Origin of the sequence: Pseudomonas sp. GM60, from assembly GCF_000282415.1 — a bacterium.
Classification (GTDB): domain Bacteria; phylum Pseudomonadota; class Gammaproteobacteria; order Pseudomonadales; family Pseudomonadaceae; genus Aquipseudomonas; species Aquipseudomonas migulae.
The window spans coordinates 1-10,555 of the sequence record NZ_AKJI01000127.1 but is presented as its reverse complement, the minus strand read 5'-3'; the positions used below and the strand labels follow the sequence as shown (position 1 = coordinate 10,555).

Below are 10,555 nucleotides of genomic sequence, written 5' to 3'. Positions count from 1 at the left end.
CCGGCTTGCTGGCGATGGACTCCAGTGCACCGCGGTGAACCAGTCAGTAAGCGTTATCGTTAACGACCATCGCCAGCAAGCCGGCTCCTACAGTTCTGTGGCGGACGGAATATCTGGCTCATAAAAAAAGCCCCCCATCGCCAAGACGATGGGGGGCTTGGATGCAGCAGAGGTCAGATCAAACCTTGACGATCCAGCCTGCTGGCGCTTCGATCTCACCGGTTTGCACGCCAGTCAGCTCTTTGTAGAGCTTCTGGGTGACCGGGCCGACCTCGGTTTCGCTGTGGAACACGTGCAGGTGGTCGTTGTAGCTGATACCGCCGATCGGGGTGATCACGGCAGCCGTACCGCAAGCGCCGGCTTCCTTGAAGTCGGACAGCTTGTCGATGAACACGTCACCTTCAACCACTTCCAGGCCCAGACGCGTCTTGGCCAGTTCGATCAACGACAGGCGGGTGATGCCCGGCAGTACCGACGGCGAGTTCGGGGTGACGAACTTGTTGTCGTGGGTGATCCCGAAGAAGTTGGCCGAACCGACTTCTTCGATTTTGGTGTGGGTCATCGGGTCCAGGTAGATGCAGTCGGCAAAATGCGCCTTCTTGGCCTGGGAACCAGGCATCAGGCTGGCGGCATAGTTGCCACCGACCTTGGCTGCGCCGGTGCCTTGTGGGGCGGCACGGTCGTAGCTGGAGATCAGGAAGTTGTGCGGGGTCAGGCCACCTTTGAAGTAAGCGCCGACCGGGATGCAGAAGATCGAGAAGATGAACTCGGGTGCGGTACGCACGCCGATGTTGTCACCCACGCCGATCACGAACGGGCGCAGGTACAGCGCGCCGCCGGTGCCGTAAGGCGGGATGAAACGCTCGTTGGCGCGGACCACTTCCTTGCACGCTTCGATGAACTGCTCGGTCGACACATGCGGCATCAGCAGGCGGGCGCAGCTGCGCTGCATGCGGGCGGCGTTCTGGTCCGGGCGGAACAGGTTGATCGAACCGTCCTTGCAACGGTAGGCCTTCAGGCCTTCGAAGCATTGCTGGCCATAGTGAAGGGCAGTCGAGCCTTCGCTGATGTGCAGCACATTGTCTTCGGTCAGGGTGCCTTTGTCCCACTCGCCATTACGCCAGTGCGACAGATAGCGCTTGTCTGTCTTGATGTAATCAAAACCCAGCTTGTCCCAATTGATGCTTTCGTTACCCATGACACCCTCTATCACTTAACAACCGTCGAAACGGTTCAAGGCTTCTGACGTTTTTTGGATGGGGACAACAATACTTCATTCCGGGCCCAATTCGCAGCCCGGAATGCATTCCTTGTAGGAGCCGGCTTGCCGGCGATCGATACGACTCGGCGTGCCAGATATACCGCCATCGCCGGCAAGCCGGCTCCTACAGGTTCAGCGTACGCTTTGTTTTACAGGTGCAGCGCGTGGCCAAGAGCCCGCAACGCCGCTTCCTGCACCGCTTCGCCCAAGGTCGGATGCGCATGGATGGTGCCGGCGATGTCTTCCAGTCGGGCGCCCATTTCCAGGCTTTGGCCAAACGCGGTCGACAATTCCGAAACACCCACGCCAACGGCCTGCCAGCCAACAATCACGTGATTGTCCCGACGAGCGACCACTCGCACGAAGCCACTTTTCGATTCCAGCGTCATCGCCCGGCCATTGGCCGCGAACGGGAAGCTTGAAACGATGCAGTCCAGACCCGCCGCCTTGACCTCGTCCGGGGTCTTGCCGACCACCACCAGTTCCGGGTCGGTGAAGCACACGGCAGCGATAGCCGTCGGGTTGAATTCGCGGGTTTTACCGCTGATCAGTTCGGCCACCATCTCGCCCTGAGCCATGGCCCGGTGCGCAAGCATCGGTTCACCGCTGAGGTCGCCGATGGCGTAGACGTTGCGCATGCTGGTCTGGCAACGGTTGTCGATCTTGATCGCCGAGCCGTTCATGTCCAGATTCAGCGCTTCGAGGTTCCAGCCCTGGGTGTTGGGTTTGCGGCCAACGGCGACCAGTACCTGATCGGTTTCCAGGTTCAGGGTTTCGCCGTTCGGTTCCAGAACCTGCAATGTATTGTTACTAGAATCAAAGCTTTGAACGCTATGCTTCAAGTAAAGCTTCACGCCGAGTTTTTTCAATTCATCATGAACAGGCTGGGTCAGTTCAGCGTCGTAGGCCGGCAGGATGCGATCCTGTGCCTCGACCACGCTGACGTCGGCGCCGAGCTTGCGATAGGCAATCCCCAGTTCCAGACCGATGTAACCGCCACCGACCACCACCAGCCGTTTTGGCACCGACGTCGGCGCCAAGGCTTCGGTGGAGGAGATGATCGGCCCGCCAATCGGCAGCATCGGCAGGTTCACGCTTTTCGAACCGGTGGCCAGCACCAGGTGCTCGCACTGAATACGCGTGTCGCCGACTTCTACGGTTTTACCATCGATAACTTTCGCAAAACCTTGAATAACCTGAATTTTGTTCTTTTTCAGCAACGCCGAAACGCCGGTGGTCAGGCGATCAACGATGCCGTCCTTCCATTCGACGCTTTTGCTGATATCGAGGGTCGGCGCCGAGACGCTGATGCCCAACGCAGAATGTTTGCTGTGGTGCTGCGTCTGGTGGAACTGCTCGGCAACGTGGATCAGCGCCTTCGATGGGATGCAGCCGATGTTCAGGCAGGTACCGCCCAACGATTCGCCTTCCACCAGAATGGTCGAGATGCCCAGCTGACCGGCACGGATCGCCGTCACATAACCGCCAGGGCCGCCGCCGATGATCAGCAGCGTGGTGTTCAAAATCTGCATGCCTTACTCCACAAACAAGGTAGCGGGTTGTTCGAGCAAGCCACGAACGGCCTGGATGAATTGCGCCGCGTCCATGCCATCGACCACGCGGTGATCGAAGGAACTGGAGAGGTTCATCATCTTGCGGATCACGATCTGGCCTTTGACCACCATCGGGCGTTCGACGATTTTGTTGACGCCGACGATCGCCACTTCCGGCAGGTTCAGCACCGGGGTGCTGACGATTCCGCCCAATGCGCCGAGGCTGGTCAGGGTGATGCTCGAGCCGGACAATTCATCGCGGCTGGCCTTGCCGTTACGCGCGGCGTTGGCCAAGCGGGAGATTTCGGCGGCGTTGTCCCACAGGCTGCGGGCTTCGGCGTGACGCACCACGGGCACCATCAAACCGATGTCCGCTTGAGTGGCGATGCCCACATGCACTGCGCCGAGGCGGGTGATGACCTGGGCTTCGTCGTCGTAACGGGCGTTGATCTGCGGGAAGTCGCGCAGGGCGACGACCAGGGCGCGGACCAAAAATGGCAACAGGGTCAGCTTGCCACGGGTCGCACCGTGTTTTTCGTTCAGGTGCGCACGCAGTTCTTCCACGGCCGTGACGTCGATTTCTTCGACATAACTGAAGTGGGCGGCGCGCTGGGTGGCGTCCTGCATGCGCTGGGCGATCTTGCGGCGCATGCCGATCACCGGAATCTGCTCTTCGTCGTTACGCTGGGCGTAAGCGGCGGTGGCAGTCGTTGCATTCGACTGACCTTGCGCCAGATAGGCGTCCAGGTCTTCGTGCAGCACGCGACCGGCAGGGCCGGTGCCACGCACCAGGCGCAGTTGAATGCCGAGGTCCAGTGCATGTTTGCGCACGGCCGGGGAGGCCAGCGGACGCTCGTCGGCTTCGCGAGCCACCATCGGGCCCTGGCAGACGGCCGCTCGCGGCGCTGCGGCAGGAGCCGGTTTGGTCGCTGCAACAGCTTCGACTTTGGGTGCCGGTGCTTCTTTCGCGGCTGCAACCGCAGGCTGGGCCGACTCTTTAACGTTGCCCGCGCCTTCAACTTCAATGCTGATCAGGATGCTGCCAACCGCCATGACTTCGCCGGGTACGCCGCCCAGCGAAATGACCTTGCCGTGAACTGGCGAAGGGATGTCGACCATCGCCTTGTCGGTCATGACATCGGCCAGCACCTGATCTTCGACGACCATGTCGCCGACTTTGACGTGCCATACCGACAGTTCAACTTCTGCAATGCCTTCACCAATGTCCGGCATTTTAATAACGTGCGTGCCCATTCAGACCTCCATAACCCGATGCAAAGCCGCGCCCACTCGGGACGGACCAGGGAAATACGCCCACTCTTGCGCGTGCGGGTAGGGGGTGTCCCAACCGGTGACGCGTTCGATCGGCGCTTCCAGGTAGTGGAAGCAGTGCTCTTGCACCAGGGCAGCCAGTTCGGCACCGAAACCGCAAGTGCGGGTCGCTTCGTGAACGATCACGCAACGGCCGGTTTTCTTTACCGACTTGGTGATGGTTTCCAGGTCCAGCGGCCACAGGCTGCGCAGGTCGATGACTTCAGCGTCGATCCCGGTTTCTTCAGCGGCGACTTGCGACACATAAACGGTGGTGCCGTAAGTCAGGATGGTCACGTCCTTGCCCGGACGGGTGATGGCGGCGACGTCCAGCGGCACGGTGTAGTAACCGTCCGGGACTTGCGCGGCCGGGTGTTTCGACCATGGCGTGACCGGACGTTCGTGGTGACCATCGAACGGGCCGTTGTACAGGCGTTTTGGCTCCAGGAAGATCACCGGGTCATCGTTTTCGATGGAGGCGATCAGCAAGCCCTTGGCGTCGTACGGGTTGGACGGCATCACCGTGCGCAAGCCGCAGACCTGAGTAAACATCGCCTCGATACTCTGGCTGTGCGTCTGGCCGCCGTAGATGCCGCCGCCGCAAGGCATGCGCAGGGTCATCGGGGCGGTGAACTCGCCGGCCGAGCGATAACGCAGACGGGCGGCTTCGGAAATGATCTGGTCCGACGCCGGGTACACGTAGTCGGCGAACTGGATCTCGGCCACCGGACGCAAACCGTAGGCGCCCATGCCCACGGCAACGCCGACGATGCCGCTTTCGGAGATCGGCGCATCGAACACGCGGGAGGTGCCGTACTTGTTCTGCAAGCCTTCGGTGCAACGGAACACGCCGCCGAAGTAGCCAACGTCCTGACCAAACACCACGACGTTGTCGTCACGTTCAAGCATCACATCCATGGCCGAGCGCAGGGCCTGGATCATGGTCATGGTGGTCGTGGTCATGGCGGTTTCCGGTTGAATATTGTTGTTGTGATCGTTCATGTCAGATCCCCAACTCCTGACGCTGGCGCTTCAAGTGCTCCGGCATCTCTTTATAGACGTCTTCGAACATGGTCGCGGCGCTCGGAATCTGGCCGCCGGCGAGGGTGCCGTACTGCTCGGCTTCTTTCTGCGCGGCGATTACTTCGGCTTCCAGTTCGGCGCTGACGGCGACGTGTTCCTCTTCGGACCAGTGACCGATTTTCACCAGGTGCTGCTTCAGGCGCGCAATCGGGTCGCCCAACGGGAAGTGGCTCCAGTCGTCGGCAGGACGGTATTTGGACGGATCATCGGAGGTCGAGTGCGGGCCGGCGCGGTAGGTGACCCATTCGATCATGGTCGGGCCGAGGTTGCGGCGGGCGCGCTCGGCAGCCCAGGCGGAAGCGGCGTAGACCGCGTAGAAATCGTTACCGTCGACGCGCAGGGAGGCGATGCCGCAACCGACGCCACGACCGGCGAATGTAGTGGCTTCACCACCGGCAATCGCCTGGAAGGTGGAGATGGCCCATTGGTTGTTGACCACGTTGAGGATCACCGGCGCGCGGTACACGTGGGCGAAGGTCAGGGCGGTGTGGAAGTCCGACTCGGCAGTGGCGCCGTCGCCGATCCAGGCCGAGGCGATTTTAGTATCGCCCTTGATCGCCGAGGCCATGCCCCAGCCGACAGCCTGGACGAATTGGGTGGCGAGGTTGCCGGAAATGGTGAAGAAACCGGCTTCCTTGACCGAGTACATGATCGGCAACTGACGGCCCTTGAGCGGATCGCGCTCGTTGGACAGCAACTGGCAGATCAGGTCTACCAGCGGCACTTCACGTGCCATCAGGATGCTTTGCTGGCGGTAGGTCGGGAAGCACATGTCGTCGATGTTCAAGGCCAGGGCCTGGGCGCTGCCGATGGCTTCTTCGCCGAGGCTTTGCATGTAGAACGACATTTTTTTCTGACGCTGGGCGACCACCATGCGGTTGTCGTAGATCCGCGTCTTGAGCATGGCGCGCATGCCTTTACGCAGGATCTCTACCGGTACGCCTTCGGCCCACGGGCCCAGGGCATTGCCCTGATCGTCGAGCACGCGAATCAGGCCGCGGGCCAGATCGGCCGTGTCGGCGGGTTCAACGTCGATTGGGGGTTTGCGCACCGTGCCGGCATCGGTCAGATGCAGGTAGGAGAAGTCGGTTTTACAGCCGGGACGGCCCGAGGGTTCAGGGACGTGCAGGCGCAGCGGTTCATACGCTTGGTTCATGGCTTCTACGCTCGATCTTGTGAATTTCTTGTAGTGAGCTGACCGTCATTCCACGTGTTATGGAAATCTTGTCCTACAAACATCATAGGCCCGGCGCAGGAGAATATTTATCTGTGTTTCGTTGCGTTGGTGGTCATTTGAGGTTAAAAAATCTGCATAAACAAAAATAACAGGTGGTTTTTTCTCATGCGCAAATTGGACCGTACCGATATCGGCATTCTCAACAGCCTTCAGGAGAACGCGCGCATCACCAACGCCGACCTCGCACGCTCGGTGAATCTGTCGCCGACGCCGTGCTTCAACCGGGTCAAGGCGATGGAAGAATTGGGCCTGATTCGCGAACAAGTGACGCTGTTGGATGCCGACCTGTTGGGGCTGCATGTGAATGTGTTCATTCATGTCAGCCTGGAGAAGCAGGTGGAGGAGGCGTTGCAGCATTTCGAGGAAGCGATCTCGGATCGCCCGGAAGTGATGGAGTGCTATTTGATGGCGGGTGATCCGGATTATCTGATCCGGGTGCTGGTGCCGACCATTCAGTCGCTGGAGCGTTTCATGATGGACTTCCTCACCAAAGTGCCCGGTGTGGCGAACATCCGCTCAAGCTTTGCGCTCAAGCAAGTGCGCTATAAAACCGCGCTGCCGCTGCCGGCAAACGGATTGACCCTGACCAATTGACCTGCCCCCCCAAACACCACAAAACCTGTAGGAGCCGGCTTGCCGGCGATGGCGATTCCGAAGCCGCCATCGCCAGCAAGCTGGCTCCTACAGGGTTTGTGGCGATTTCGGGTTGGTGCGACACCGCGCATTTGTAGGAGCCTGGCTTGCCAGCGATGGCGGCTTCGGGATCGCCAGCAAGAGTCAAAGTTTGTTCAGGGGGATTTTCAGGTAGGTGACGCCGTTTTCTTCGGGCGGCGGCAAATTTCCGGCTCGTACGTTGACCTGAATCGCCGGCAACAACAGCGTCGGCATGCCCAGCCCCGCATCGCGCCGGGTGCGCATGGCGACGAATGCCGCTTCGTCGATGCCGTCATGGATGTGGATGTTGCTCTTGCGCTGCTCGCCCACCGTGGTCTGGCACTGGGGTTTGCGATTTTCAGGCGGATAGTCGTGGCAAACGTAAAGCCGCACGCTGGCCGGAAACGCCAGCAGCTTCTGGATCGAGGCGAACAATTGATTGGCATTCCCGCCGGGAAAGTCGCAGCGCGCAGTGCCGACATCCGGCATGAACAACGTATCGCCCACCAGAATGACGCTGCTGTCGATCAAATAGGCCATGTCCGCCGGCGTGTGACCGGGCACGTGCAACGCCGTGGCCTTGAGGTTGCCGATCATGAACGATTCGTCGGGGGCGAACAGGTGATCGAACTGCGAACCGTCCACGGCAAATTCCGGCTCAAGGTTGAACAGGCCTTTGAACACGCCCTGCACCTTGCTGATCGACTGACCAATCGCAATCCTGCCGCCCAGCTCCCGACGCAGATAAGGCGCGGCAGACATGTGATCGGCGTGGGCATGGGTTTCCAGCAGCCATTGCACCTGCAACTGATGTTCACCCACGAAGGCGATGATTTTATCGGCCTGGGTGGTGGCGGTGCGCCCGGCGGCCGGGTCGTAGTCGAGCACCGGGTCGACGATTGCACACTGGCTGCCGTCGGCCTCGTAAACGACGTAACTGTAGGTCGATGAGGCGGGGTCGAGGAAGGCTTCAATCAAGGCGGGCATGGTGGCCGTTTCTTTTTGGACAGATGTTCAGGGTAGTTTCATTTTCCCTGCGCTGACCAGCCCCGATCAATTCAATGCAGGAAAAAAGCTGCGCGGGCTCTATCCTGTCAGTCATCGATACCGGGCGTTCCCGGCTCTTCTCACGGATCACGAGCGTTTTATGTTGCTGGCAAGTTTTTTTGGTGTGGCCATGGGCCTGGTCCTCGGATTGACCGGCGCCGGTGGCGGCATTCTTGCGGTTCCGGCCCTGGTGCTGGGGTTGGGTTTGACCATGACACAAGCGGCCCCCGTTGCATTGTTTGCGGTGGGCAGCGCGGCGGCGGTCGGGGCCGTCGATGGGTTGCGCCATGGCCTGGTGCGTTATCGCGCGGCGTTGTTGATCGCCTTGCTGGGGGCGATTTTTTCCCCGGTCGGCATCTACTTTGCCCATCAACTGCCAGAAAAAATCCTGATGATTCTGTTCAGCCTGCTGATGGTCATGGTGGCCTGGCGGATGCTGCGCCGCGAGCGCCATGAAGAAGGGCCGAGCGATCACGGCCACGCCAACTGGGGCCAGAAAAACTGCATGCTCGATCAACAGACCGGGCGCTTTTCCTGGACCGCCAAATGCACCGCAACCCTGGCCGCACTCGGCGCGGTGACCGGTGTGGTCTCGGGGTTGCTCGGGGTCGGTGGCGGGTTTCTGATTGTCCCGGCGTTCAAGCAATTGACCGATGTGCAGATGCGCGGGATCGTCGCGACGTCCTTGATGGTCATCAGCCTGATTTCTGCCATCGGCGTGATCGGTGCATTTCATGCCGGGGTGCGGATCGATGGTCTGGGCGTGGCGTTCATCGTCGCGAGCGTCATCGGCATGATCGTCGGCCGACAGCTGTGCGCCCGAGTCCCGGCCCGGGCCTTGCAGATCGGCTTCGCCAGCCTCTGCGTGGTGGTCGCGGCCTACATGCTGTTCAAAGCCGGCATCTAGGCGTCTTACACCTTAAGTTCCGGGCCCTCGTCGTGGCCCGGTCTTACACCCAACTTGCTGCACGCCACCGGCCACGCCAAAGCACTTCAAAACCACCCCCAAGGCAGCGTATGACGCCGCCGGTCCGCTTTCGATAATCGCCTCCGACATCCAGTCCCCCGCTGCGGAGCGCGTCATGCACAACAATAAGAATTTCAAGCACCGTTACTTGCCAGCCTTCATCGCCAGCCTGTCAGCCCTGGGTTTGAGCTCAATGGCCGAAGCCGAAATCATGCTGTACGACAAGGACCAGACCACGTTTTCCACCGATGGCTACATCAACGCCTTCTATGTGAACAGCGACGTCGACCGTGCCGGCGAGCAGTTCGACCGTCGGCAGGCGCGGGTGAAAATGGGCTTTTTGCCCAACTACCTGGGCTTCAACATGGGCAAGCAAGTCGATGACCTCAAGCTCGGTGCCCGGGCGTCGTTCTGGGTGACCATCAACGACAGCGAAACCAACGGCACCGACACCGCCATCGACGTGCGGCAGTTTTACGGCACGGTGGCCAACCCGGAATGGGGCGAAGTGCTGATCGGCAAGGACTTCGGCCTGTTTGCCCGTTCCAACATTCTGCTCGATGAGTTGTTGGCCGGTTATGGGCAGGTCAGCGACACGCTCGGGTTGGTGGATGGCGGCGGGGTGTCATTCGGCAACATCGGCAGCGGCTATCCGTACCCGTTCCCGACGTCGCAGATCACTTACCGCACCCCGGTGATGGACGGCTTGCGAGTCGCGGTAGGGATCATGGACCCGGTGGACACCAACGACAGCAGCGCGACCGGCAAGGCCTATCAGGAAAACCCGCGCACCGAGAGCGAGATCACTTACCAGTTCGACCTCGCCGGGGCGAAGATTTACAGCTGGGTGAACGGCAGCTACCAGACTTCGGACAACACCGATTCCACGGTGCAATCCGTCACCTCCAAAGGCGTTGGCTATGGCGTGCAGGCGAAAATGGGCGGCTTGTCGCTGACCGGTTCGGGTTTTCAGGCCAAGGGTATCAACCCGTTTTTCACCAACAACGCCGGCGAACCGACGCTGCGTAATGTCGACAGCGACGGCTACCTGTTGCAGGGCTCGTACAAGCTGGGCAAAAACCGCCTGGCCTTGTCCTACGGCAAGACCAAGGACGACGGCAACGGCGTGGTGGGCAGCGGCGCGGACTATGAAACTCGCGGCATAGCGCTGTTCCATGACGTCAACGACAACCTGAAACTGGTGGCCGAGTACAACCAGTTCGAAATCAATGGCCACCAAACCAGCGCGCAAAACGAAGACACCGACACCTTCGCGGTGGGGGCGGTGTTGACCTGGTAACCCCCAATCCCTTGTAGGAGCCGGCTTGCTGGCGATAGCGGACTGTCAGCCACCATCATTGTTGCCTGACCCACCGCCATCGCCAGCAAGCTGGCTCCTACAGGTTTTGTGTCATGGCAGAAAACGGCGCGCCGGGCACGGA

At 60.4% G+C, this 10,555-nt stretch carries 9 protein-coding genes; 3 read left to right on the top strand and 6 right to left on the bottom strand.

Features of this window, described 5'->3' with window-relative positions:
- Positions 1 to 178: 178 nt before the first annotated feature.
- The 5 genes from PMI32_RS03550 to PMI32_RS03570 all read right to left on the bottom strand — a co-directional run bounded on the left by PMI32_RS03550 (position 179) and on the right by PMI32_RS03570 (position 6,364).
- The gene (locus PMI32_RS03550) at positions 179 to 1,198 is read right to left on the bottom strand and encodes a branched-chain amino acid aminotransferase (RefSeq protein ID WP_008034076.1); all 1,020 of its coding nucleotides are present in this window, start codon (positions 1,196 to 1,198) and stop codon (positions 179 to 181) included.
- Between the two features lie 212 nt (positions 1,199 to 1,410).
- The gene (gene lpdA / locus PMI32_RS03555; protein ID WP_008034075.1) at positions 1,411 to 2,793 is read right to left on the bottom strand and encodes a dihydrolipoyl dehydrogenase; all 1,383 of its coding nucleotides are present in this window, start codon (positions 2,791 to 2,793) and stop codon (positions 1,411 to 1,413) included.
- Between the two features lie 3 nt (positions 2,794 to 2,796).
- On the bottom strand, positions 2,797 to 4,068 hold the full coding sequence (locus PMI32_RS03560; RefSeq protein ID WP_008034074.1) for a dihydrolipoamide acetyltransferase family protein: 1,272 nt from the start codon (positions 4,066 to 4,068) through the stop codon (positions 2,797 to 2,799).
- On the bottom strand, positions 4,069 to 5,127 hold the full coding sequence (locus PMI32_RS03565; protein WP_008034069.1) for an alpha-ketoacid dehydrogenase subunit beta: 1,059 nt from the start codon (positions 5,125 to 5,127) through the stop codon (positions 4,069 to 4,071).
- Position 5,128: 1 nt separating this feature from the next.
- Positions 5,129 to 6,364: a 3-methyl-2-oxobutanoate dehydrogenase (2-methylpropanoyl-transferring) subunit alpha gene (locus tag PMI32_RS03570; protein WP_008034068.1), complete on the bottom strand. Its 1,236-nt coding sequence runs from the start codon at positions 6,362 to 6,364 to the stop codon at positions 5,129 to 5,131.
- Positions 6,365 to 6,550: 186 nt separating this feature from the next.
- Between PMI32_RS03570 and bkdR the strand changes: the two genes are divergently transcribed.
- On the top strand, positions 6,551 to 7,039 hold the full coding sequence (bkdR, locus tag PMI32_RS03575) for a Bkd operon transcriptional regulator BkdR (RefSeq protein WP_008034067.1): 489 nt from the start codon (positions 6,551 to 6,553) through the stop codon (positions 7,037 to 7,039).
- Between the two features lie 183 nt (positions 7,040 to 7,222).
- Here the strand turns inward: bkdR and PMI32_RS03580 are convergent, their stop codons facing one another.
- Complete coding sequence (locus PMI32_RS03580) at positions 7,223 to 8,086, bottom strand: MBL fold metallo-hydrolase (protein ID WP_008034066.1); 864 nt, start codon at positions 8,084 to 8,086, stop codon at positions 7,223 to 7,225.
- Between the two features lie 160 nt (positions 8,087 to 8,246).
- Between PMI32_RS03580 and PMI32_RS03585 the strand changes: the two genes are divergently transcribed.
- Together PMI32_RS03585 and PMI32_RS03590 are read left to right on the top strand one after the other, a co-directional pair.
- On the top strand, positions 8,247 to 9,053 hold the full coding sequence (locus PMI32_RS03585) for a sulfite exporter TauE/SafE family protein (protein WP_008034065.1): 807 nt from the start codon (positions 8,247 to 8,249) through the stop codon (positions 9,051 to 9,053).
- A gap of 175 nt (positions 9,054 to 9,228) precedes the next feature.
- Positions 9,229 to 10,413: a porin gene (locus tag PMI32_RS03590; protein WP_008034063.1), complete on the top strand. Its 1,185-nt coding sequence runs from the start codon at positions 9,229 to 9,231 to the stop codon at positions 10,411 to 10,413.
- Positions 10,414 to 10,555: the final 142 nt, after the last annotated feature.

Coding starts and splice junctions, on each gene's coding strand:
- PMI32_RS03580 (WP_008034066.1), bottom strand. CDS start 8,086: ATGCCCGCCTTGATTGAAGCCTTCCTCGACCCCGCCTCATCGACCTAC.
- PMI32_RS03590 (WP_008034063.1), top strand. CDS start 9,229: ATGCACAACAATAAGAATTTCAAGCACCGTTACTTGCCAGCCTTCATC.
- bkdR (WP_008034067.1), top strand. CDS start 6,551: ATGCGCAAATTGGACCGTACCGATATCGGCATTCTCAACAGCCTTCAG.
- lpdA (WP_008034075.1), bottom strand. CDS start 2,793: ATGCAGATTTTGAACACCACGCTGCTGATCATCGGCGGCGGCCCTGGC.
- PMI32_RS03550 (WP_008034076.1), bottom strand. CDS start 1,198: ATGGGTAACGAAAGCATCAATTGGGACAAGCTGGGTTTTGATTACATC.
- PMI32_RS03585 (WP_008034065.1), top strand. CDS start 8,247: ATGTTGCTGGCAAGTTTTTTTGGTGTGGCCATGGGCCTGGTCCTCGGA.
- PMI32_RS03560 (WP_008034074.1), bottom strand. CDS start 4,068: ATGGGCACGCACGTTATTAAAATGCCGGACATTGGTGAAGGCATTGCA.
- PMI32_RS03570 (WP_008034068.1), bottom strand. CDS start 6,364: ATGAACCAAGCGTATGAACCGCTGCGCCTGCACGTCCCTGAACCCTCG.
- PMI32_RS03565 (WP_008034069.1), bottom strand. CDS start 5,127: ATGAACGATCACAACAACAATATTCAACCGGAAACCGCCATGACCACG.